The organism is Paractinoplanes polyasparticus (assembly GCF_019710575.1).
Taxonomy (GTDB): Bacteria; Actinomycetota; Actinomycetes; order Mycobacteriales; family Micromonosporaceae; genus Actinoplanes; species Actinoplanes polyasparticus.
Map to the genome: position 1 here is coordinate 175528 of NZ_JAHWFK010000025.1, position 22523 is coordinate 198050.

Genomic DNA, 22523 nt, shown 5'->3' on the forward strand with positions numbered 1-22523 from the left:
GATGAGGAGTGCATCGTACCGAGGGTCGTGCCGCGACAGCGAAGTCCTTAGAGGATCGTCCAGGTGTCGGCCTTGTTGAGCAGGCCGTCGAGCATCTGCTCGGGGGTGCCGTCGGCCTGCGCCTTGGCGTCGACCAGTTGCTTGGTGATCAGCTCGTCGTAGGACGGCCGCTGCACGTTGCGGAACACCCCGATCGGCGTGGTGCCGAGGTCGGAGCCGGACAGCCGCGAAAGGGCGAACGCGTACGCCGGGTCGTCCACCGTGGCGTCGTGGACAAGGGCCTCGCCGCCCTCCTGCACCTTGAGCCCGAAGCTGCCGGCCGGGTGGGTCACCGAGAACTGCTGCTGGGCCCCGAAGGTGATCGGCTGGCCCTGCTCGAGGCGGATCAGGTGATCCTCCCGGGTGGTCGAATCCTTGATCAGCTCGAACGCGCCGTCGTTGAAGATGTTGCAGTTCTGGTAGATCTCGACGAACGCCGAGCCCTCGTGCTCGGCTGCCGCGCGCAGCACCGACTGCAGGTGCTTGCGGTCCGAGTCAATCGTGCGGGCGACGAAGGTGGCCTCGGCGCCGAGCGCGAGCGAGAGCGGGTTGAACGGCGAGTCGGCCGACCCGGCCGGCGTCGACTTGGTGATCTTGCCCAGCTCGGAGGTCGGCGAGTACTGCCCCTTGGTCAGGCCGTAGATCCGGTTGTTGAACAGCAGGATCTTGAGGTTGACGTTGCGGCGCAGCGCGTGGATCAGGTGGTTGCCGCCGATCGACAGGGCGTCGCCGTCGCCGGTGACGACCCAGACCGACAGGTCGGGACGCGACACCGAGAGCCCGGTCGCGATGGCCGGCGCCCGGCCGTGGATCGAGTGCATGCCGTACGTGTTCATGTAGTACGGGAAGCGCGAGGAACACCCGATGCCCGAGACGAAGACGATGTTCTCGCGCGGGATGCCCAGCTCGGGCATGAAGCCCTGGACGGCGGCCAGGATCGCGTAGTCGCCGCAGCCCGGGCACCAGCGCACTTCCTGGTCCGACTTGAAGTCCTTCGCCGTGAGCTTCACCGGCGTGATGGGGATGGTGCTAACCATTCTTGACCACGTCCTCGAGCATGTTCTCCAGCGTCGCGGCGGTGAACGGCAGGCCGCTGACCTGGTTGAAGGGGACCGCGTCGACCAGGAACTTCGCGCGGATCACATGGGCCAGCTGACCCAGGTTCATCTCCGGGATGACGACCTTGTCGTATGCCGCGAGCACCTCACCGAGATTGGCCGGCAGCGGCGCCAGGTGACGCAGGTGAGCCTGCGCGATCGGCAGCCCGCGCTGACGCAGCGCCCGGCAGGCGGCGCCGATCGGGCCGTACGTCGAGCCCCAGCCCAGCACCAGCACGCGCGCGCTCTCGTCGGCGTCCTCGACCTCGATGTCGGGCACCTCGATGGCCTCGATGCGCTGGGCCCGGGTGCGCACCATGAACTCGTGGTTGGCCGGGTCGTACGAGATGTCGCCGGTCTTGTCGGCCTTTTCCAGCCCACCGATGCGGTGCTCGAGGCCGGCCGTGCCCGGGATGGCCCACGGGCGGGCCAGCGTCTCGGGGTCGCGCAGGTAGGGCAGGAAGCGTCCGTCCTCGCCGTTGGGCTCGGTGGTGAACTCGACCGAGATGTCCGGCAGCTCGTCGGCCGACGGAAGCAGCCACGGCTCCGAGCCGTTCGCCACGTAGTTGTCGGACAGCAGGATGACCGGCGTGCGGTATTTCAGCGCGATGCGGGCGGCCTCGATCGCCGCGTGGAAGCAGTCCGACGGCGACTTGGGCGCGATCACCGCCAGCGGCGCCTCGCCGTGCCGGCCGAACAGCGCCATGTTGAGGTCGGCCTGCTCGGTCTTGGTCGGCATGCCGGTGGACGGGCCGGCCCGCTGCACGTCGACGATGACCAGCGGCAGTTCGAGCGCGATGGCGAGCGAGATCGTCTCGCCCTTGAGCGCCACGCCCGGGCCGGACGTCGTGGTGACGCCCAGCGCACCGCCGTACGAGGCGCCCACGGCCGCGCCGATCGCGGCAATCTCGTCCTCGGCCTGGACCGTGGTGATGCCGAACTTCTTGTGCTTGGACAGCTCGTGCAGGATGTCCGAGGCCGGGGTGATCGGGTACGCGCCGAGGAACAGCGGCAGCTTGGACCGGACGCTCGCCGCCACCAGGCCCAGCGCGAGCGCCTGGTTGCCGGTGATGTTGCGGTAGGTGCCCGGCTTCATCCGGGCCGGCTTGACCTCGTACCGGACGGTGAAGCTCTCCGTCGTCTCGCCGAAGTTCCACCCGGCCTGGAAGGCGGCTTTGTTGGCCGCGACCAGATCGGGGCGCTTGGCGAACTTGGTCTCGAGGAAGCGCAGCGTCGACTCGAACGGCCGCGAGTACATCCAGCTCAGCAGGCCCAGCGCGAACATGTTCTTGGCGCGCTCACCATCCTTCTTGGCCACGCCGAGCTCGGCCAGGGCGCCCACCGTCATCGAGGTGAGGGCGACCGGATGCACCGCGAAGTCGGCCAGCGAACCGTCCTCGAGCGGGCTCACCGCGTAGCCGACCTTGGCCAGGTTGCGCTTGGTGAACTCGTCGGTGTTGACGATGATGTCGGCGCCCGACGGCAGGTCGGCCACGTTGGCCTTGAGCGCGGCCGGGTTCATCGCCACCAGCACGTTGGGCGCGTCGCCCGGCGTCAGGATGTCGTAATCCGCAAAATGCACCTGAAAGCTCGAGACGCCGGGCAGGGTGCCGGCTGGTGCGCGGATCTCGGCCGGAAAGTTCGGCAGGGTGGAGATGTCGTTACCCAGCTGCGCGGTCTCCGACGTGAATCGGTCGCCGGTCAGCTGCATGCCGTCGCCCGAGTCGCCGGCGAACCGGATGACCACCCGGTCCAGCTGTTCGACTCGCTTCGCTCCAGCGGACACTTTCGCAACCTCCCATGGGCACCGGCCGGCGGGAATGAGCACATCGATGGGCCGGCCCGCTGTCGTCAGTTCCAGCCTACGTCGCCGCTCCTTACGAGCCGGACAGGCCGTTGACCACAGTAGCCAGGTGAGGCTTGCCTGAACCACAGGAGTCCACTATCCGGCTACCCTGAACGATCGTGGACGGGTATCTGGGTTCTTACGCCACGCTGGGCCTGGTCGCGGCGGCCGGCGTGCTCGTCTTCGTGGGGGCGTTCGGCGCCAACAAGCTGCTGCGCCCGGCCGCTCCGGCGCAGCCGCCGGGCAAGTACGTGGCGTACGAGAGCGGCATCGACCCGGTCGGCGGCGACTGGGCCCAGGCCCAGATCCGCTACTACGTCTATGCGTACCTCTATGTGCTCTTCGCCGTGGAGGCGGTCTTTCTCTTCCCCTGGGCCGTCGTTTTCGACCTTCCCGGCTTCGGCTGGGCCACCGTGACCGAGATGGGGGTGTTCGTGGCGGTCCTCGCCCTCGGCATCCTGTACGCGTGGCGTAAAAGGATCCTGACCTGGACCTGAGCCGCCGCGCCCGGGCGTGTCGGGGTGGCGGACTCGCCACGCGCTGTCCGACATGCCAACATTCAGCGCATGGGCCAGCTTCTCCTCTTCATCGTCGTGGCATTGGTCGTGGCCGCGATCGTGTTCGGCGTGACCGTGATGATCGGTGGCGGCGACAACGCATTGACGCCGGTTGAGCCGGACGGCGCCGCCGTGCCCCTGCCCAGCGACCGGCCGCTCGGTGAACAGGACGTCGCCCGCACCCGGTTCGACACCGCCTGGCGCGGCTACCGCATGTCCCAGGTCGACCAGGCGCTCCAGCGGGCGGCCTACGACATCGGTTACAAGGGCGAGCTCATCGGCGTGCTCGAGGCGGAAGTGGCGGCGCTGCGCGAGGGCCGCACGGCCGATGCCGACGTGCTCCGCAAGGCGCGCGAGGCGGCGATCGCCCCCGCCGAGGCGCCCGTGCCGGCCCAGCCCGACCTCCAGATCGAGGTGAACCCCGTGCCCGTCGATGTGGTCCCGGCCGACGCCACGGCAGCCCCTGCGCCCTCGCAGCCCGAACCGGCTGCCTCGGCAGCCTCGCGGACCGAGCCGGCGGAGCCGCGGTGAGCGCGACGGAACCGGTCGACGGGCTCGGCGACGCAGCCCGGCCCGGCTCCGGTGAGGTCACCGCCACGGTGATCGTCAACGCGCCCGCCTCGAAGGTCTTCGCCGCGTTCCTGAACTGGGAGAAGCAGGGCGACTGGATCCCGCTGACCAGGGTCCGGGTCGTCGAGGGCGACGGCGGTGAGGGCAGCCTGGTCGAGGCGGTGACCGCGCTCGGCCCGGCGGCGCTGCGCGACGAGCTGCGGGTGGTCAAGGTCAATCCACCGTACGAGGTACGCGTCGTGCACTGCGGCAAGGTGCTGCGGGGGCCCGGCACGATGCGCTGCACGGCCATGTCGGGCGATCGCACCCAGGTCGTGCTGCACGAGTGGTTCCACCTGCCGGCCGGCCCGGTCGGCAAGCTGGCCTGGCCGGTGCTCTGGCCGGGATCGAAGCTCGGCTTCACCGGCGCGCTGAAGAAGTTCGGCCGCTTGGTCGAGGAGGGCCGCCTGCCCTGATTTCTGTCGGACCCCGGCTCTACGGTGGTCGCCATGACAGACACCTCGGCATTCGGGGCTCCGCAGCCCGGTGTGGCCCCGGCCGACCTGCTCGAGGCCGGCCTGGTGGTCGGCGACGACGGCCGGGCCCGCTGCTTCTGGGGCGGCAGCACGCCCGACTACGCCGCCTACCACGACGACGAGTGGGGTCGTCCCGTCCACGGCGACGACAAGCTCTTCGAGCGCATGACCCTCGAGGCGTTCCAGTCCGGCCTGGCCTGGATCACGATTCTGCGCAAACGCCCGGCCTTCCGGGCCGCGTTCGCCGGCTTCTCGATCGAAAAGGTGGCCGCCTTCGGCGAGCCCGAGGCGGCCCGCCTGATGACCGACGCCGGCATCGTCCGCAACCGCATGAAGATCGACGCCGCACTGGCCAACGCCCGCGTCGCGGCCGACCTCCCCGACGGCCTGTCCGCCCTGCTCTGGTCGTATGCGCCCACCCCGCGCCCACCGCGCCCAGCCACCCGCGCCGACGTGCCGGCCAGCACGCCCGAGTCCAAGGCGATGGCCAAAGACCTCAAGAAGCGGGGCTTCCGCTTCGTCGGCCCCACCACGGCGTACGCGTTGATGCAGGCCACCGGCATGGTCGACGACCACATGGCGGGCTGCTGGGTCCCACCGCTCGCCGCCGATCCGGCCGCGTGAGGCGCTTCCCGCACGCGTGAGACGCCCTCGCGGCCCCGCGTAGGCCTTCCCCCGCGGTGATGTGCCTCCAAGCCCGTGTGGGCCTTTCCTGGCCGCGTAATGGACCTTCCCGGCCCGCGTGTTCGGCCTTCCCGGGCCGCGTGTTCGGCCTTCCCGGGCCGCGTGTTGGGCCTTCCTGGCCGCGTGACGGGCCTTTCCCGGCCGCGTAATGGACAGGCCCAGCCCGCGTGCTGGGCCTTCCCCGGCCGCGTGACGGTTCTTCCGGGCCGCGTGATGAGATGGAGCGCATGGCGCACTGGGCGGTGATCATTCCGGCGGATCGGTGGGCGACCGAGCGGCTTTTCCACAACGACACGGTGACGGTGTCCGGTGGCGCGGGCCCGGTCGAGCCCGACGACGAGGTGCTGCTCGTCGTCGGCGGTGAAGTGGTGGCCCTGACCCAGGCGGTCGAAGCCGACGGCGACGACCTGGTGCTGGCCTACCTGCGGCGCGCCTTCGACGAGCCGGTGCCCGCCGCTGAACTGCACCTCGACGAGCACGAGGTGCGCATCGCGGCGGTCGATCCCGCGGTGTTCCGGCGGCTCGCGGGCGCGATCGGCGGCACGACCGCCGTCGGCGAGAAGAAGACCTGGCTGGTCAGCGTCGCGCTGCCGATCGAGGCGCAGACCCCCGCCGAGGCGGTGCGCCAGTTCTGGTCGCACGTGCTCGAGCTGGGCCCGGTCGAGCTGCCCACCTACGTCTGGCCCTCCGGCGACGAACTGGCCATGCAGGCCTTCGTCCTGGGCGAGGAAGCGAACCAGGACCCGGAAGAGGAAGAAGAAGACTGAGCCTGCTGGTCTGAGCTTGCTGGTCGCCGCTTCGCGACTCCGGGAATTTCACCCCACGGGGGCCGATGGCTGGGCTTGCTGGTCGCCGCTTCGCGACTCCGGGAATTTCGCCCCACGGGGCCGATGACTTGGGCACCGAAAACGGCCTCGCTTCGCTAACCGTTTTCGGCGCCCAAGTCATCGACGGGCGAAATTCGACTCTGGTCGCGGTCAATTCGACGTTCGCGGCCGCGCCGGCTTGCAGTTGTGGCCGGGGCAAGACGGATGGGTGCGGAAATCTGTGTCACGGGGGTGGCCGGGCGCCGGAACGGTGGTCGTTTCGGCGCCCGGATCTGTTGGCGGTGTGGGGCTTGATGTAGCGATCAAGGCTGCCCGTCCGCCGGGGTTCTCAGCCGCCCAGGGAGGTGGCGGCGCTGCGGATGGCGGAGGAGAAGTAGCTGACCTGGGTGTAGACGCCCGGCTTGTTCGGGCGGGCGCAGCCGTCGCCCCAGCTCACGATGCCGACCTGGATCCACGCGTTGGCGGCGTCGCGGCGGAACATCGGGCCGCCGGAGTCGCCCTGGCAGGTGTCGACGCCGCCCGAGGTGTAGCCGGCGCAGATCTCCTCGGCCGCGATGACGTCGCCGCCGTACATGGACGACGAGTTGCAGGTGCTGTCGCTGACGAACGGCACCGTGGCCTTCAGCAGGTAGCGCTGCTGCGCTCCGCCCTCGCGGGCGGCGCCCCAGCCCGAGACCGTGAACGTGCCGGAGTCGTACGCCGTGCTGGTCGCGATGGGCAGGGTGGCGAGCGTCGTCACCGGGCTGGAGAGCCGGATGAACGCCCAGTCGTCACCGTTGCCGTTGTAGCCGGGCGCCCGGTAGACGTAGTTCGACCTACGGGTGATCCGGCTGCTCGACTGCAGGTCGACGCTGCCCATGGTGGCCGTGATCGACGTGTTGTTGCCGGTGCGGCTCACGCAGTGCGCGGCCGTCAGCACGAGGGTGGGGCTGTAGAGGGCGCCGCCGCAGCCCATCGACAGCCGCACCATGAACGGGAACTCGCCCTGCGCGGCGCGACTGCCGCCCACCACGGACGGGCCGGCCACGCCGTCGCCCGGCGCGGCCGGTGCCGCCGCGGCGGGCGATGCGGTGGCACCCCAAGCCGCCATAGTGAGCGCGGTCAGCGCCGTGCCCACGAAGATCCGCCACTTGACCATTCGGTCCTCCCCACCAACGAGCGCGCCCGGTAGGACGCGTAGGGGAGGAGCGTATGCATCGAGATCTGTAGATGGGACGATCCCAAAGCGGTCATACTGCCGGGCCTCGCCCCGGGAGTGAAGTCCGCGTGGGCGAGGCCACGGAGCTGGGAAGCTACCTGCCTTCGAAGACCGGCTTCTGCTTGGCGACGAATGCCGAGACCGCGGCCCTGTGATCGGCCGTGGCGCCGCAGATGGCCTGGGCCTGCGCCTCGGCCGCGAGCGCGTCCGAGAGCGTGCCCGCGTCCCCGATCGAGAGCTCCCGCTTGATTGCCCCGTAGGCCACCGTGGGCCCGGCCGCGAGCCGCTCGGCCAGCGCCTGCGCCACCGGCAGCACCTGCTCGTCATCGTCGGTCAACTGCGAGAGCAGGCCCATCTCGTACGCCCGCTCGGCCCGCACCGGCTCGGCCAGCAGCAGCAGTTCGAGCGCCCGGGCGTGCCCGACGATCCGCGGCAGCGACCACGAGACGCCGCTGTCGCCGGCCAGTCCCACGTTGGCGAAGGCCATCAGGATGGACGTCTTGGGCCCGCCGATGCGGAAGTCGGCCAGCAGCGCGAACGACGCCCCTGCTCCGGCCGCCGCGCCGCGCACCGCCGCCACCACCGGCTTGGGCATGCTGGCCAGCCGCTGCGCGATCGGGTTGTAGTGCACCCGCACGGTGTCGAGGTCGGTGCGGCCCGATTCGAGCTGTGCCTCGTGCTCGCGCAGGTCCTGCCCGACGCAGAACGCCTTGCCCGCCCCGGCCAGCACGATCGCCCGGCACGACTTGTCGCTCTCGAGCGAGGCCAGCGTGTCGCGCAGCGCCTCTTTGAGGTCGACAGTCAGGGCGTTCATGGCCTCGGGGCGGTTGAGCGTGAGCGTGACGACCGCGCCGGTGCGGTCGACGAGCAGAGACTCAGTTCTCAGCCCGTTCGCGGCTGGCGGGTGGGGCGGTTGGATGGCGGTCATGAGCTGAGAATCCCACACGACTGCGAGATGCCGACTGCAGGCAGCGCTCCACGTAACGGTCCGCGGCGGGGCGCAAACGCACTGCGTGGCGGTCGAAGAAGCCGGCCGCGCTCGCGCCCGGCCAGCGCGGGGGCAGCAGCGACGCCGGCAGCTGGGGATCGCGGAACAGGAACGAGCGCCACGCGTGGACGAGCTGGAAGCGGGCCGCATACGCCTCCTCGTCACTGCTGCGGGCGTTCACCGCGGTGACCACCGGCCGCAGGTCGGCCACGAAGTGCTCGTACGACTGGGCCAGTTCGGGCAGGTTCCAGGCCCGTCCCACCACCTCGGCCGCGCCCGGCGACCCGGCCGCGTGGCTGGCGCTGAACCGTTCGTACCCGATTTCGGCCTCGACGAGCACGGCGTCGGCCTCTTCGGCGGCCCGGGGCGCGACCCACGCGTGCTCGCCCAGGGCGCCGTAGCCGAGAAAGGCCAGCCGCCCCGCCTCCCGCTTGCCGAGCGGGCCCCGCACCAGGATGAGATCGAACCTTCCGTCCCAGCCGGAGCGGCCGGTCCGGTAGATCCGGGCCGCCGCCTCGTCGAGCCGGCGCGCTGCCTTGGGGGTGAGCACATAGCCCGGTCCGGAGACCAGCCGCATAGGGTGCAGCCAGCCCTGTCGCACCATGCGGGAGATCGCGGTGCGCACCGCGGGCGGCGCGATGCCGAGCGGCGCAAGCAGTCTGACCAGGGCCGCGACCGGTGCGCGTCCGCCCCTGGGGCGTAGATAGTCGCCGTACAGGTCGAAGAGTGCCGACCGCGCCTGCATGACCGCACATTGTGACAGCCCGAAAGGCGATATGCTAGACGCTGTCACATCCGCCCGGGCTGGGTTTGGGTTCGCCGGTGTTCATCAGGGAAAATGTTTGATCGGCACGGTGGGCCGGGTCGCGTCAGCACGCGCAATGGCCCTCGGCCGCCGGTCGGAAACGAGGTACGACGCCGTGTGGGGCTGAGCACACGGCGTAAGAAGTGGCTGTGGGGTAACCCACCGACACCCTGATGTGGGTCTGAGGGGAGACAAGATGGCGGCGATGAAGCCGCGGACGGGCGATGGTCCGCTGGAGGTCACCAAGGAGGGTCGGGGCATCGTCATGCGGGTCCCGCTGGAAGGTGGTGGCCGTCTCGTCGTTGAGATGACTCCGGACGAGGCCAGCGCGCTGGGTGACGCGTTGAAGTCGATCGCCGGCTGACGTTTCACGCGAGCCCGCCGGTACGGTACCGCCCGGACCGGCGGGCTTTCCACGTCTTCGAGAAAGGTCACGCTCTCGTGTATCTGATCCGGCTGACCGACCGACTCGACGACGACCGGACCCGCATCGTGCCGATCGGCGCAACGGGTCCACTGTCGCACGACGACGGCGAGCTCGATGCCGAGATCGCCGAGCTGGCCCCGGCGGGCCTGTCCGCGGGCACAGTGCAGGAGTTTCCCCGCCCGTTGCGGCGCCCGGCCAAGGTGCTGCTGGCGCACGTCGGTGCGGGCGACGAGGCGGGCTGGCGAGCGGCCGGGGCCGCGGTGGCCCGGGCCCTGCCCGGCGACGAAGAGGCTCAGGTGCTCCTGGGCGAGGCGGCCTCGGCGGAGGTCGTACGCGGGCTGTCTGAAGGTCTGTGGCTGGGTGGCTACCGCTACCGGGACGCCCGCGAGGAACCCCGGACGGCTGAGGTCGACCTCGTCACCAGCGGTTCCGAGGCGTACGCCGGAAGCCTCACCCAGGCCCAGGTGGCGGCCCGGGCGACCTGGCTCGCCCGCGACCTCATCAACACCCCACCCTCGATCAAGAACCCGGACTGGATCGCCGAGGAGGTCAGCGGAGCCGCCGCCAAGCGTCCCGGCGCGAGCGTCCGCGTCCTGGCCGGTGACGAGCTGGCCCGGTTCGGCGGGCTGCGCGCGGTCGGCGGCGGTTCCCGGTTCAAGCCCTGCCTGGTCGAGCTGACCTGGGCGCCCCCGGGCGCGACGACCCACGTGGTGCTGGTCGGCAAGGGCATCACGTTCGACAGCGGCGGCATCTCGATCAAGACCCGCGAGGGCATGAAGCGGATGAAGAACGACATGGCCGGCGCGGCCGCGGTCGCCGCCGCCACGCTGGGCGCGGCCGAGCTCGGCCTGCCCGTCCGCATCACCGCGTTGCTGCCGCTGGCCGAGAACGCGGTCAGCGGCGCCGCCTACCGCCCGGGCGACGTGATCACCCATTACGACGGCACCACCAGCGAGACGACCAACTCGGACGCCGAGGGCCGGCTCGTGCTGGCCGACGCGCTGGGCTACGCGGCCGGGCTCGACCCGGATGTCGTGATCGACCTGGCCACCCTCACCGGGGCCGCGCCGGTGGCCCTCGGCCCGAGCATCGCCGCGCTCTACAGCGACAGCGACGAGCTCGCCACGGCTCTGCAGCGGGCCGGCGCCGAGGCCGGTGAGCGGATGTGGCGGATGCCACTCAACGCCGACTACCACGAACTGCTGCGCAGCGACGTGGCCGACCGGCACAGCTCACCGACGCACGGCGGGGGCATGGCCGCGCTCTTCCTGCGCGAGTTCACCGGCTCCTACGCCGACCGCTGGGCTCACCTCGACATCGCCGGCCCGGCCTGGACCGACACCACCGAGGGCGAGCTCACCCGCGGCGGCACCGGGTGGGGCGTACGGATGCTGCTGCGATTCCTCTCAGCGCTTGACCGCAGCCAGTAGGCCGGCGCCCGAGGGCACCACGGCCGGGATCCACTCCTCGGACTCGCGCACCGCCCGCAGCGTCTCGCGCACGGTCAGCGTGTCGACGTCACGGGCGGCCGGGTCGCTGATCCGCCCGTTGGCCATCGCGCCGTTGACCAGCAGCACCCCGCCCGGCCGGAGCAGACGCAGGGCGGCGTCGGCGCACGCGCCGAACTCGGTCACGTCGGCGTCGACGAAGACCAGGTCGTAGGCGCCGTCGGCCAGCCGGGGCAGCACGTCCAGGGCGCGTCCGGTGATGATCCGGGTGCGCGACGGCGCGAAGCCGGCCTCGACGAAGATGCGGCGGGCGATCCGCTGGTGCTCGTTCTCGACGTCGATCGTGGTCAGCACGCCGTCGGCACGCATGCCGCGCAGCAGCCAGACGCCGCTGACCCCGGTGCCGGTGCCGATCTCGACCACCGCCTTGGCGCTGCCGGCCGCCGCGAGCAGGCGCAGCACCGATCCCGAGGCCGGGCTGACGCTGTCGAGACCGAGCTCGATCGCCAGGCTGCGGGCGGTCTGCAGGACGACGTCCTCGCTGGCGTACGCCTCGGCGAACTGCATGGCCTGGCCCGTCGACGGGCCGAACGAACGGGCTGACGGGACGATGACGAACCTCCGGGCGGTTGGCGGACGACGTGGCAGTGAGCCTCGTACATCGGGTAGAAGACTAGAACGGTGCTCGGGCGGGATGCATCGGGCCGTCTATGCATAAACAGGCCGGGGCGGGGCGTCGTCCGGGATCCGTGTCATCCTGGAGGGGGATCGGGAGGAACTGAGTGGAGGCACCGACGTGACCGACGGCTGGAACGCGCGCTCCGCTCCGCCGCCCACTCCGGGCCAGCCCGTCCCGCCAGGTTCGCCCTGGTGGTCCGACGCGCTCGCTGACCCGTGGCGCGACCCGTGGGCGCCGACGGCCGTGGTCGTCCAGCAGCCGCAGTCGACCGGTGGCCCGCCGCCCGAGCCGGTCGTCGACCCCGACGCGCCCCGTCGCTCGTACACCCCGATCCTGCTCATCTGCCTGATCACCGCCCTGCTCGCGGGCGGTCTGGGCGGAACACTCGGCTACGTCTTCGCGGTCCGCGGCGGCGTCGCGCCCGGCGGCGGCAGCCAGCTGGGGGCGACCGCGCAGGAGCCGCCGGCCGCGGCCAACCGCGCCCCGGAATCGCTGGCCGGCGTGGCCGGGAAGGTGCTCCCCAGCGTGGTCACCGTCCGCGTCACGGGCGCGATCGGCTCCGGCTTCGTGGTCTCCGCGAACGGCTACGTGATCACCAACGACCACGTGGTCGAGGGCGCGGACGACACCATGTCGGTGTCGTTCAGCGACGGCTCCACCGCCCGCGCCGAGCTGGTGGGCCGCGACCCCCAGTCCGACGTCGCTGTGATCAAGGTCGCCAAGAGCGGTCTCACCCCGGTCGCCATCGGCAACTCCGACTCGATCGCCGTCGGCGACCCGGTGCTCGCCTTCGGCTCCCCGCTGGCGCTGGTCAACACGGTGACCGCCGGCATCGTCAGCGCGGTCGACCGCACGATCGAGGCCGGCGACGCGGGCACCACCCGGTACTACGCGGCCATCCAGACCGATGCCGCGGTCAACCAGGGCAACTCGGGCGGCCCGCTGGTCAACGCGGCCGGCGAGGTCGTCGGGGTCAACTCGGTGATCCGGTCGGTCGGCGGCACCGAGACCGAGGCCGGCAACATCGGCCTCGCCTTCGCCATCCCGATCAACCAGGCGAAGCGGGTGGCCGGCGACATCATCGACCACGGCAAGGCACGGCGCACGGTGATCGGCGCCGAGGTGGCCACCGGCGGCACCAGCACGACGGGGGCCCGGCTGCGCTCGGTCGAACCGTCCGGGCCGGCCGGCGGGGCCGGTCTCAAGGCCGGCGACACGGTCACGAAGCTCGACGGGCACCTGCTCGAGGACGGCACCGACCTGATCGCCCTGGTGCGTAAGTACGCGCCGGGCACCACTGTTTCGGTGGAGTACCGTCGCGGAACGAAGACACAGACGGCCTCGGTGACGTTGGCCGCCGACTCCAACTGATCGCTTCGCGGACTGGGAACGGCCATCTCGCGTGCGTAGGCTGGGCGCGGGAACCTGGGAGGCCACATGTTCGAGAACCTGAACTGGTGGGAGATCGGCGCGCTGCTCATGCTGGCGCTCTTGATCTTCGGTGAGCGCCTGCCCAAGGTCATCAGTGACGGCCTGCGGATGCTGCGCGGCCTGCGGGCGATGGCGCAGAACGCGACCACCGACCTCAACCGTGAGCTGGGCACCGACCTTCAGCTGCAGGATCTGCACCCCAAGGCGTTCATCCGCAAGCACCTGCTGAGCGAGGAGGACGAGGCGGCCATCCGCAAGCCGCTCCAGGGCCTGCTCGACGACGTGAAGCAGGACCTGAACGGCGTACGCTCCGACCTCAGCGAGGTTGCCGAGGCCGCCGACATCAAGAACAACCGGTCGACGACCTCGAACTCCACGGCAATGGCGCCGAGTCAGAAGTTCGATCTAGACGCCACTTGAGCTGCTGGCGTCGCGATCGCCAGGGCTAGCGCCGGGCGTTGACTGTCAGGCCGAGCGGCTTGCCTACCAGGGACTCGCGGCGGACGGCCAGCTTGTCGGCCACCGCGTCGAGGGCCTTGGCGGCCGGGGCGTCCGGCGCGGCCAGCACGATCGGGTCGCCGGCGTCGCCCGCCTCGCGCACCCGGGTGTCGAGCGGGATCTGCCCGAGCAGCGGCACCGAGGCGCCCACCGTGGTGGTCAGCGAGTCGGCGACCTTCTGCCCGCCGCCCTGACCGAAGACCTCCATGCGGGAGCCGTCGGGCAGCTCGAGCCAGGACATGTTCTCGACCACACCGACCAGGCGCTGGTGGGTCTGCATGGCGATCGCGCCGGCCCGCTCGGCCACCTCGGCCGCGGCCGTCTGCGGCGTGGTGACGACCAGGATCTCGGCGTTGGGCAGCAACTGGGCCAGCGAGATGGCCACGTCGCCGGTGCCCGGGGGCAGGTCGAGCAGCAACACGTCGAGGTCGCCCCAGTAGACGTCGGCCAGGAACTGCTGGAGAGCGCGGTGCAGCATCGGGCCGCGCCACACCACCGCGGCGTTGCCGGCGGTGAACATGCCGATCGAGATCACCTTCACGCCGTGCGACTGCGGCGGCATGATCATGTCTTCGACGCGGGTGGGGCGGCCCTCGACGCCGAGCATGCGGGGCACCGAGTGGCCGTAGATGTCGGCGTCGATGACACCGACCGACAGGCCCCGCTTGGCCAGGGCGGCAGCCAGGTTGACGGTCACGCTGGACTTGCCGACACCGCCCTTGCCGCTGGCCACCGCGTAAACCCTCGTGCGGGACCCGGGCTGAGCGAAGGGAATGACCGGTTCCGCCGTCGCGCCGCCGCCGCGCAGCGTGACCTGGAGGGCCTTGCGCTGTTCCTCGTCCATCACGCCGAAATCGACGCTCACCGACGTGATGCCGGGGATCTGGGTGACGGCGGCGGTGATGTCGTTGTTGAGCTTGTCGCGCAGCGGGCAACCGGCCACGGTGAGCAGCAGCTCGACCCGGACGGTGCTGCCGGTGACGGTGAAACCCTTGACCATGCCGAGGTCGGTGATCGGGCGGCGGATCTCGGGGTCGTCGACCGTGGCCAGCGCGGCCTGGATCGCGTCCTCGATGGTGGAGGCGGGAGCGGACATGAGGCCCATGCTACGTCGGGGCGATCAGTGGTCCTCTTCCCAGTCCTTACGTTCCTCGTCCCGATCCGTGCGTGCCCGCCGCTCCCGCCGGTGGGCCGCCTCGTCCAGCTCATCGGCGAGGCGGGACAGCTCGGAGCGCAGGAAGTCACGGGTCGCGACCTCGCCCATCGCGATCCGCAGGGAGGCGATCTCACGGGCGAGGTATTCGGTGTCCGCCTTCTGCATCGCGGCCCGCCGGCGGTCCTCCTCCATGGCCAGGCGGTCGCGGTCGGTCTGGCGGTTCTGGGCGAGCAGGATCAGCGGCGCCGCGTACGACGCCTGCAACGACAGGATCAAGGTCAGGAACGTGAACGTGTACGGGTCGAAGCGCAGGGCGGCCGGCGCCAGCGTGTTCCAGGCGAACCAGGCGGCGATGACCAGCGTCATCCAGACGATGAACTGGGCCGTGCCCATGTAGCGGGCGATGCTCTCGGACCAGCGGCCGAACGACTCGGGGTCGAAGCGGGGCAGCCGCACCCGGCCCGGCTCGACGGGCTGGTCGAGGCGGCCGAGGGGCTCCCGGCGGGGCTCGGTCACAGGACGACCTCGTCGTTCTCGCTCAGGTCGCGGTCACGCCAGTCGCGCGGCAGCGAGTGGTCGAGCACGTCGTCCACGGTCACCGCGCCCACCAGGCGGTTCGTGGAGTCGACGACCGGGATGGCGACCAGGTCGTACGTGGCCATGCGCTTGGTGATCTCGGCCAGCGTGGTCTCGGGGCGCAGCGGCTCGAGGTCGGAGTCGACCAGGCCGCCCACGATCGACGAGGGCGGTTCCCGCAGCAGCCGCTGGAAGTGCACCATGCCCAGGTACTTTCCCGTCGGGGTGGCCGAGGGCGCGCGAGCGACAAAGACCTGGGCCGCCACCACGGGGGACAGCTCGGGCTCGCGGATGCGGGCCAGCGCCTCGGCCACCGTGGCGTCCGGCGTCATGATCACCGGCTCCGAGGTCATCACACTTCCCGCCGTACCCGGGCGGTAGTCGAGCAGCTGGCGGACCGGATCGGCCTCGTCCGGCTCCATCAGGTCGAGCAGCACCGCCTGCTCGGCTTTGGGCAGCTCGCCGAGCAGGTCGGCGGCATCGTCCGGGTCCATCCGCTCGAGCACGTCGGCGGCCCGTTCCCGATCGAGCCGGATCAGGATCTCGACCTGGTCGTGCTCGGGCAGTTCCTCGAGCACGTCGGCCAGCGTCCGGTCGCTCAGCGCGGCGGCGACCTCGTTGCGGCGGGCGTCCGGCAGATCCTGCAGGGCGTTTGCCATGTCGGCCGGCTTCATCTGCTCGAGCAGCGCCAGCAGATTGGACGTGCCCTGGGTGTCGGTCGGGCCGATCAGCCCGCGCACCCGGTCGTAGTCGGCCTGGAAGACGTGCCCGCGGCGGGCCAGCCGCCCGGTCTGCCCGCGCACGGCGACCCGGGTCACCAGCCACTCGTTGTTGCGGTTGAGATCCATGCCGATGTCGACGACGGTGCTGGTGACGGCCGGTCCGTCGCCGGTCTCGGGCCGCACCGTGACCCGGCGGTCGAGCAGATCCTCCACCACCAGCAGCTCGTTGGGCCGCTTCTCGAACCGGCGCAGGTTGAGCACGCCGCTGGCCAGCACGACCGCCTCGGCGTCCATCGACGTCACCCGCCCGATGGGCAGGAAGATCCGCCGGCGCAGCGCCATCTCAGCCACCAGCCCGACCACCTGTGGCGGCCGGTTCGTCGTGCGCAGGCGCACCACGGCGTCGCGCACCCGCCCGACCCGGTCGCCGTTGGGGTCGAACACGGGCAGCCCGGCGAGCCGAGCCAGATAAACCCTCGTCCCCATGGTCACCGTCCCAGCCTAGGTTAGGGTCCGGACATGTCAGGAGTGGCGTACGAGATCGTCGACGTGTTCACCGATCGACCGTTCGCGGGCAACCCGCTCGCGGTGGTCTACAACGCCACCGACCTGGGCGGCGACCAGATGCACACCCTGGCCCGCGAGTTCAACCTGGCCGAGACCGTTTTCGTGCTCCCGCCGACCGATCCGGCCGCGACCTACCGCGCCCGCATCTTCACACCCGAAACCGAGCTTCCGTTCGCCGGCCACCCCAGCGTCGGCGCGGCGGTGACCTCCATGCGTCGCGGCCTGTTTCCCCCGGGAGAGGTGGTGCAGGAGTGCGGCGCGGGCCTGCTGCCGATCACGGTGACCCAAGCGGGCGCGGCGACGCTCACCGGCGGAACCCCACGCCTGGGCGACCCTCTCGACCCGGCGCCCCTGCTGCAGCTGGCCGGTCTGACCAACGACGCGTACGCCGAGGGAGCGCCCCGCACGGCCGGTTGCGGCCTCGACTGGGTCTTTCTTCCCGTACGGCGTGAAGCCCTCGCCGACGTGCGGATCGACCTGCCGGCCGCGGAACGGGCCGGCGTGACCGACCTGTGCGTCTTCTCGTGGTCGGCAGAGACGTCGGAGGCGCATTCCCGTGTCTTTGTGCCCGGTGGCGCTGTGCCCGAAGACCCGGCGACCGGCTCGGCCGCGCTCGGCCTGGGCTTGTGGCTGGTCGCATCCGGCCTGCTGCCGCCCGACGGCACCTCGTCGTACCGCGTGCATCAGGGCATCGAGATGAAGCGCCCGTCCCGGCTGGAGTGCACCGTCACCGCCGCCGGTGGACTCGCCACGTCAGCCACCGTGGCTGGCCACGTCTGCCCGATCGCGAAGGGCGAGATCATCGTGCCGCCCTTCATCGGATAGCCGCTGAACAGGCTTTTTTCAAACTGCCGGGCCCGCCATCCCTAACCCCCACCCGCCTCGGGGAACGGCGAGAACCTTACGCCGTGTCAAGCCGGTGAATCGGGTTGTCCACAGATGTGGCGGAGTTATCCACAGGTTAGCGGCGCTTCACCCGGTGCAGGCGGAACGGGCGACGGGTCTCGACGCGGGCCGGGGTGTCGCGGGGTTCGGCGGCGCCCGAATCGGCGGGCAGGTCGGGCGCCGCGACCGGCGGCGAGGCTTCCACCGGCGTCAGGCGGACGACTGCGCAGCCCGAAGCGGCCCAGCGGTTCGCGACCTCGTCGGCTGTGCCCGAGGCGTTCAGGCGCTTGGCCGCGAGCTGCGGGGCGACCTCGGCCCATTCGTCGCTGCCCGGGGCCAGCCGGGCCACGGCAGCCTCGGTGATCACGATGAGGCCGCCGTTGTCGCCACGCAGTCGCACGGTGGCCCGGGACGCCTCGGCCAGGCCGGGCGCGAACTGCTCGCCCGGGCCGCTGACCACGATCAGCGTGCCGTCGAGCGGCATCACCCACAGCGCGAGGGCCGGGCCGTCGCCGACGGCGATCCAGGCCAGCGCGGCCTTCTTGAGCGCCTCTTCGAGCACCGCGGAAGTCACCGCGCCATCCTCGCACGATGCGGCGGCCGCGAGGCGACTGTGGCGGCGGCGAGGCGACTGCGGCGCGGTGAGGCGACTGTGGCGGCGGCGAGGCGACTGCGGCGCGGTGAGGCGACTGTGGCGGCGGCGAGGCGGCGATCAGGCGGCGGCGAGGCGGCGGTCAGGCGGCGGTCAGGCGGCCGCGCGCTGATGGGTGCCGGCGATCCGGGAGCGGTCGACCAGCCCGACCAGTTCGGTCAGTGAGCGGACCGTACACCCGGCGAAGTTGGTGTCGGCGTCGAAGACCAGGTGGTTGGCCAGGTCGGGAGCGGCCAGCCGGACCGGCGTCATGCCCACGGCGGCGGCGCCGGTCAGCTCATGGCTGCCGCCGTCGCCCACGTAGAGGCAGTCTTCCGGGACCACACCGAGCTGCTCGCACGCGGCGAGGTAGATCCGGGGATCGGGCTTGCAGACGCCGAGGCGTACGGAGAAGACCGTGGTGTCGAGCAGCGGCGCGACCGGCAGGCTGGGCAGGAACGCGGGCAGCTCGTGCGTGCAGTCGCTGATCAGCGCGGTGGCCAGGCCCCGGCGCTTGATCGCGTCGAGTGCGCTCACCGCGTCGTCGCGCAGCCGGGTGTCGGCCTTGAGCGCGTCGACCCGGGCCGGGACGCCCGCCCGCAACTGCTCGGTGCGGGGGCGACCACCGGCCTGTTCGATCACGAACCGTAGGGTGGCCTCGGCGGACCCGTAGCGGCCCCGGGCGCGGGCGCGGAACGTGCGGTCGAGCACACCGTTGACCGCCTCGGGATCGGCGCCGAGAGATCGCGCGATTTCCGCATGCTGGGGGCCACGCTGGACAGATCGGGTCAATGTGCCGAAGAAATCGAACACGACCGCACGGTATGCGGGCACGGCGAAACGCCTCCCAGGACATAGAGGGGGGTGAAAGGGGCGGGAAACCTCGGTGACTGTAACGACAGCATCACTTTCCGTTCAATAGGGGTTCGCAAACTGTGGCGTATCAGTCCGCAAGAAGCGACTGCCAGGGATGAATGAGCGCTCATCGGCTCGTTTGCCGACCGTTCTGGCTCTGCTGGTCGCCGTGCTCGCCGTCTCCTCATCGGCTCCGCTGATCGTCTTCGCGGCCGCTCCGGCCCTGGCCATCGCGTTCTGGCGGAACGCGCTGGCCGCCTTGGCCCTCACCCCCATCACGTACGGGCCCCGGCGCGCCGAGATGGCCGGCGCCTCCCGCCGGGCGAAGGTCTTCGGCGTGCTGGCCGGTGTGGCCCTGGCCGCCCACTTCGCCACCTGGATGCCCAGCGTCCAGCTCGGGTCCGTGGCGACGGCGGCCGCGCTGGTCGCGACCCAGCCGGTGTGGCAGGGCCTGATCGCGGCCGCCCAGGGCCGGCGCCCGTCGACCGCCGGGTGGATCGGCATCGCCCTGGCCGTGGCCGGCGCCGCCTGGGCTACCGGCGCGGACATCGGCGTCTCCCGGCAGGCCGTGTTCGCCGACGTTCTGGCGCTGCTCGGCGGGGTGTTCGCCGCGGTCTACACCGCGCTCGGCGAGCGGGCGCGGGTGGAGCTGCGCACGACCACCTACACCTGGATCTGCTACACCACCTGCGCGGTGATCCTGCTGGTGGTGTGCCTGGCGGCCGGCCTCGACCTGACCGGCTACGACAACCACACGTGGGCCGCCATCCTGGCTCTGGTCGTGGGCGCCCAGTTGCTGGGCCACTCGATGTTCAGCTACGCCCTCCAGCAGACTTCGGCCACCACGATCAGCGTCCTGATCCTGCTCGAGGTGCCCGGCGCGGCCCTGCTGGCCTGGCTGTGGCTGGGTCAGGAGCCCCGGCTGGCCGCCCTGCCCGGCCTGGCTCTGCTGCTGGCCGGCGTTGTGGTCTTCATCCTTGGTGCCGCCCGGGCCGCGCGTCCCGCGGTCGATCCCGCCCTGACCGACTGATCCCTTCCCATTTGCGCGGTTCGGGGCTTTCGGTCGTTGAGCCAGCGGGCGCGCGCCTGGCGGCAGAAGCCGGTGCCGGGTAGAGAGGGGGAATGCGATGTACAGGTCTCGATTCCGGATCGGTTGTCTCGCCGTGCTGGCGGCGGTCCTCGTGATCGGCGGCTGCGCCGACTCGGCCGGCGAGCAGCCCGCCGACGGCCCCGGACTGACCGGTGGCTGGAGCACCGCCGGCTGCGAGTTCCTGCGCCTGCCCGAGCAGATGGCCGTCGCCGGCGTGGCCATGCCGGTGACACCGGCCAAGCTTCAAGCAGCCATGGACCGCATCGACACTGCCGGTCGCGCCGAGTTCAGCGCCAGCTTCGCCGGCCTCGAGGTCGATCAGGAGAACACCCGCGCGATCGTCCACCGCGTCCCGTCGGCGGCCTTCGACGAGTTCATCCGCCGGGCGGCACAGGACACGTGCATCATCGTGCGCGACGCCCCGCACTCGGCTGTCGACCTCGCCGTCTGGCACGACCGGGTGCTGGCCGACCTCGCCTACTGGACCCACAACGGCATCCGCATCGTCTCGGTCGGCGCCCGCCACGACGGCGCCGGCGTCGAGATCGGCACGCAGGACCTGGCCAAGGCGCGCACGGAGCTCCCGGCCCGCTACGGCCCCGACGCCCCGTTGCTCTTCCTCCAGGAGGCTCCGGTCCGCCCCCTGACCAACCCGACCGCCACCCCGCGCAACGACTGATCCGCCCCGTTCCTCGGCGCCACCGGCGGGGTCGGCTCTTCGGGCGGAACCGTGAGTGAAGGCGGGAATGGCGTCCCTGGCGCTGCCCGGGTGGAAACGGACTGAGAGGATGGCCCGGGGCCTGCGCCACGCCGGCTGCGATGTCCGCCCGGTCTCGCGTACCGGGGGAGGACCACCGCAGCGAACGTCGGCATCCGGGCCGGAGGTCGTCGGAGAGGTGGAGGGTCCAGGTGGAGGCTGCGGAGGCGCAGGAAGCGCCGGTCACGTTGCGGCTGGACGGCAAGGTTGCCCTGGTCACGGGGGCCGGCAGTCCGGACGGGATCGGTTATGCGACGGCGCGCCGTTTGCGCGACCTCGGTGCGCGGGTGGCGATCGTGTCGACCACCCGGCGCATTCACGAACGGGCGGCCGAGCTGAGCGTCACCGGCTTCGTCGCCGACCTCACCGACGAGGCCGAGGTGGGCGCGCTCGCCGACGCCATCTCCGACCAGCTGGGTGACGTCGAGGTGCTGGTCAACAACGCCGGCCTGACGAGCCGGGCCAACCCCGAGATTCTGCGGCCGGTCGCCCAGCTCACGTACGACGAGTGGAAGTCCGAGATCGACCGGAACCTGAGTACGGCGTTCCTGTGCAGCCGCGCCTTCCAGGGCGGCATGGCCGAGCAGGGATGGGGTCGCATCGTCAACCTGTCGGCCACGGCCGGCCCGGTCAACGCCCTTCCGACCGAGGCCGCGTACGCGGCGGCGAAGGCCGGCGTCGTCGGCCTGACCCGCGCGCTGGCGATGGAGCTGGTGGCCGACGGCGTGAACGTCAACTGCGTGGCGCCCGGCACGATCTACACGGCCGCGTCCACGGTGACCGAGATCAAGCAGGGGCTGGGCACCCCGATCGGCCGCCCCGGCACCCCCGACGAGGTGGCCGCCGCGATCGCCTTCCTCTGCTCGCCCGCCGCCTCCTACATCACCGGTCAGATGCTGGTGGTCGACGGCGGCAACAGCGTCCGCGAGGCCGAGTTCCGCTGACCCGGCGCCGCCCACCCCGAGGGTGAGCGGGCCGGCCAACCGGTCGAGCCGCTCGGGCCCTCGGCGCGTGGCTTGTCGCGCGGTCGGCCAGGTGACCGGCCGACCGGCGCGGCGTGCTGGTTACGGGCTGGTGTTGGACGCGCCTACGGCGATGACGCCGATGACCACGTACAAGGCGCAGATCAGCACGTAGATGCTGGTGAAGATGTAGCTGAGCCACAGGCCGGCGGTGGCCAGGCCGTCGCCCTGCTCGTGGGTCTGCCGGATCTGCTTCTTGGCGACGTGGCCCATGACGATCCCGGCGGGCGGAAAGACGAACGCGAACACCAGGGCCAGGATCGCCATCGTGTTGGTCGTCGCGACCGGCGCGTAGGGCTGGCCGTAACCCGGCTGCCCGTACGGCTGCTTGTACGCGTCCTGCCCGAAAGACGGCGGCGGCTGGCCGTAGGGCTGCCCGCTGGACGGTTGCGAGCCGTACGGCTGCCCGCTGGACGGCGCACCGTAGGGCTGGCCGTAAGGCTGCCCGCTGGACGGCTGCGAACCGTACGGCTGCCCGCTGGACGGCTCGGACGAGTACGGCGTGGTCGGGTCGTACGGCGGCGGCTGCTGTTGCCCGTACGGCTGCTGCGGCTGATATGGATCCGGCGTGCCGCCGGGTGGGTAAGTCATCAAGTCCTCCTCGTTCCCCGGGCACCGTACTAGCCGAGGCGCCGAAGAGAACACGATAGGTG

The 22523-nt window shown here is 71.3% G+C and carries 25 protein-coding genes; 13 read left to right on the forward strand and 12 right to left on the reverse strand.

Going from position 1 to position 22523, the window contains the following annotated elements; translation table 11 throughout:
- Positions 1–47 precede the first annotated feature (47 nt).
- Both KXC43_RS24770 and KXC43_RS24775 read right to left on the reverse strand, forming a co-directional pair.
- Positions 48–1076, reverse strand: coding sequence for a 2-oxoacid:ferredoxin oxidoreductase subunit beta (locus KXC43_RS24770; protein ID WP_221378520.1), 1029 nt, complete (start codon positions 1074–1076; stop codon positions 48–50).
- Complete coding sequence (locus KXC43_RS24775) at positions 1069–2922, reverse strand: 2-oxoacid:acceptor oxidoreductase subunit alpha (protein ID WP_221378521.1); 1854 nt, start codon at positions 2920–2922, stop codon at positions 1069–1071. The genes KXC43_RS24770 and KXC43_RS24775 overlap by 8 nt, the downstream gene beginning before the upstream one ends.
- A 179-nt stretch (positions 2923–3101) precedes the next feature.
- Here KXC43_RS24775 and KXC43_RS24780 point away from each other — a divergent pair, with 179 nt between their 5' ends.
- From KXC43_RS24780 to KXC43_RS24800, 5 genes are all read left to right on the forward strand, one after another.
- On the forward strand, positions 3102–3479 hold the full coding sequence (locus KXC43_RS24780) for an NADH-quinone oxidoreductase subunit A (protein ID WP_221378522.1): 378 nt from the start codon (positions 3102–3104) through the stop codon (positions 3477–3479).
- Positions 3480–3548: 69 nt separating this feature from the next.
- Positions 3549–4070, forward strand: coding sequence for a DivIVA domain-containing protein (locus KXC43_RS24785; RefSeq protein WP_221378523.1), 522 nt, complete (start codon positions 3549–3551; stop codon positions 4068–4070).
- A complete protein-coding gene (locus KXC43_RS24790; protein ID WP_221378524.1) occupies positions 4067–4564 on the forward strand; it encodes an SRPBCC family protein in 498 nt (165 codons plus the stop codon). Before KXC43_RS24785 ends, KXC43_RS24790 begins: the two co-directional genes overlap by 4 nt.
- A 105-nt stretch (positions 4565–4669) precedes the next feature.
- Positions 4670–5248 carry a DNA-3-methyladenine glycosylase I gene (locus KXC43_RS24795; protein ID WP_308129240.1) on the forward strand — a complete coding sequence of 193 codons (579 nt, stop codon included), beginning with the start codon at positions 4670–4672 and terminating at the stop codon, positions 5246–5248.
- A gap of 287 nt (positions 5249–5535) precedes the next feature.
- The gene (locus tag KXC43_RS24800) at positions 5536–6075 is read left to right on the forward strand and encodes a hypothetical protein (RefSeq protein ID WP_221378526.1); all 540 of its coding nucleotides are present in this window, start codon (positions 5536–5538) and stop codon (positions 6073–6075) included.
- A gap of 388 nt (positions 6076–6463) precedes the next feature.
- On the opposite strand, the gene KXC43_RS24805 is transcribed toward KXC43_RS24800, so the two are convergent.
- The 3 genes from KXC43_RS24805 to KXC43_RS24815 form a co-directional block, all read right to left on the reverse strand.
- Positions 6464–7273, reverse strand: coding sequence for a S1 family peptidase (locus KXC43_RS24805; protein WP_221378527.1), 810 nt, complete (start codon positions 7271–7273; stop codon positions 6464–6466).
- Between the two features lie 154 nt (positions 7274–7427).
- On the reverse strand, positions 7428–8261 hold the full coding sequence (locus KXC43_RS24810) for an enoyl-CoA hydratase-related protein (protein ID WP_221378528.1): 834 nt from the start codon (positions 8259–8261) through the stop codon (positions 7428–7430).
- Positions 8209–9066, reverse strand: coding sequence for a PaaX family transcriptional regulator (locus KXC43_RS24815; protein ID WP_221378529.1), 858 nt, complete (start codon positions 9064–9066; stop codon positions 8209–8211). The genes KXC43_RS24810 and KXC43_RS24815 overlap by 53 nt, the downstream gene beginning before the upstream one ends.
- A gap of 256 nt (positions 9067–9322) precedes the next feature.
- Between KXC43_RS24815 and KXC43_RS24820 the strand changes: the two genes are divergently transcribed.
- Positions 9323–9490: a DUF3117 domain-containing protein gene (locus KXC43_RS24820; RefSeq protein ID WP_014694782.1), complete on the forward strand. Its 168-nt coding sequence runs from the start codon at positions 9323–9325 to the stop codon at positions 9488–9490.
- Positions 9491–9567: 77 nt separating this feature from the next.
- Entirely contained in the window at positions 9568–10983 is a 1416-nt protein-coding gene (locus KXC43_RS24825; protein WP_221378530.1) for a leucyl aminopeptidase family protein, read from the forward strand.
- On the opposite strand, the gene KXC43_RS24830 is transcribed toward KXC43_RS24825, so the two are convergent.
- Entirely contained in the window at positions 10960–11568 is a 609-nt protein-coding gene (locus KXC43_RS24830; protein ID WP_221378531.1) for an O-methyltransferase, read from the reverse strand. The genes KXC43_RS24825 and KXC43_RS24830 overlap by 24 nt on opposite strands.
- A 229-nt stretch (positions 11569–11797) precedes the next feature.
- Here KXC43_RS24830 and KXC43_RS24835 point away from each other — a divergent pair, with 229 nt between their 5' ends.
- Both KXC43_RS24835 and KXC43_RS24840 read left to right on the forward strand, forming a co-directional pair.
- Complete coding sequence (locus tag KXC43_RS24835; protein WP_221378532.1) at positions 11798–13051, forward strand: S1C family serine protease; 1254 nt, start codon at positions 11798–11800, stop codon at positions 13049–13051.
- 66 nt (positions 13052–13117) lie between these two features.
- The gene (locus KXC43_RS24840) at positions 13118–13531 is read left to right on the forward strand and encodes a twin-arginine translocase TatA/TatE family subunit (RefSeq protein ID WP_221378533.1); all 414 of its coding nucleotides are present in this window, start codon (positions 13118–13120) and stop codon (positions 13529–13531) included.
- Positions 13532–13556: 25 nt separating this feature from the next.
- Here the strand turns inward: KXC43_RS24840 and KXC43_RS24845 are convergent, their stop codons facing one another.
- Genes KXC43_RS24845 through KXC43_RS24855 form a run of 3 tightly spaced genes read right to left on the reverse strand, consistent with a single transcriptional unit; the run spans position 13557 to position 16555 of the window.
- A complete protein-coding gene (locus KXC43_RS24845) occupies positions 13557–14705 on the reverse strand; it encodes an Mrp/NBP35 family ATP-binding protein (protein WP_221378534.1) in 1149 nt (382 codons plus the stop codon).
- 24 nt (positions 14706–14729) lie between these two features.
- Positions 14730–15281: a DUF1003 domain-containing protein gene (locus KXC43_RS24850; RefSeq protein ID WP_221378535.1), complete on the reverse strand. Its 552-nt coding sequence runs from the start codon at positions 15279–15281 to the stop codon at positions 14730–14732.
- Entirely contained in the window at positions 15278–16555 is a 1278-nt protein-coding gene (locus KXC43_RS24855) for a magnesium transporter MgtE N-terminal domain-containing protein (RefSeq protein ID WP_221378536.1), read from the reverse strand. Before KXC43_RS24855 ends, KXC43_RS24850 begins: the two co-directional genes overlap by 4 nt.
- 27 nt (positions 16556–16582) lie before the next feature.
- Here KXC43_RS24855 and KXC43_RS24860 point away from each other — a divergent pair, with 27 nt between their 5' ends.
- Complete coding sequence (locus KXC43_RS24860) at positions 16583–17455, forward strand: PhzF family phenazine biosynthesis protein (protein WP_221378537.1); 873 nt, start codon at positions 16583–16585, stop codon at positions 17453–17455.
- A 136-nt stretch (positions 17456–17591) separates the two neighbouring features.
- Here KXC43_RS24860 and KXC43_RS24865 read toward each other — a convergent pair whose 3' ends face one another.
- Together KXC43_RS24865 and KXC43_RS24870 are read right to left on the reverse strand one after the other, a co-directional pair.
- The gene (locus KXC43_RS24865) at positions 17592–18089 is read right to left on the reverse strand and encodes a hypothetical protein (RefSeq protein ID WP_221378538.1); all 498 of its coding nucleotides are present in this window, start codon (positions 18087–18089) and stop codon (positions 17592–17594) included.
- A 171-nt stretch (positions 18090–18260) separates the two neighbouring features.
- Complete coding sequence (locus KXC43_RS24870; protein ID WP_221378539.1) at positions 18261–18980, reverse strand: HAD family hydrolase; 720 nt, start codon at positions 18978–18980, stop codon at positions 18261–18263.
- A 136-nt stretch (positions 18981–19116) separates the two neighbouring features.
- Here KXC43_RS24870 and KXC43_RS24875 point away from each other — a divergent pair, with 136 nt between their 5' ends.
- The 3 genes from KXC43_RS24875 to KXC43_RS24885 all read left to right on the forward strand — a co-directional run bounded on the left by KXC43_RS24875 (position 19117) and on the right by KXC43_RS24885 (position 21792).
- On the forward strand, positions 19117–20031 hold the full coding sequence (locus tag KXC43_RS24875; protein ID WP_221378540.1) for a DMT family transporter: 915 nt from the start codon (positions 19117–19119) through the stop codon (positions 20029–20031).
- Positions 20032–20128: 97 nt separating this feature from the next.
- The gene (locus tag KXC43_RS24880; RefSeq protein ID WP_221378541.1) at positions 20129–20770 is read left to right on the forward strand and encodes a hypothetical protein; all 642 of its coding nucleotides are present in this window, start codon (positions 20129–20131) and stop codon (positions 20768–20770) included.
- A gap of 230 nt (positions 20771–21000) precedes the next feature.
- Complete coding sequence (locus KXC43_RS24885) at positions 21001–21792, forward strand: SDR family NAD(P)-dependent oxidoreductase (protein ID WP_221378542.1); 792 nt, start codon at positions 21001–21003, stop codon at positions 21790–21792.
- A gap of 120 nt (positions 21793–21912) precedes the next feature.
- On the opposite strand, the gene KXC43_RS52405 is transcribed toward KXC43_RS24885, so the two are convergent.
- A complete protein-coding gene (locus KXC43_RS52405) occupies positions 21913–22461 on the reverse strand; it encodes a DUF4190 domain-containing protein (RefSeq protein WP_221378543.1) in 549 nt (182 codons plus the stop codon).
- Positions 22462–22523 lie beyond the last annotated feature (62 nt).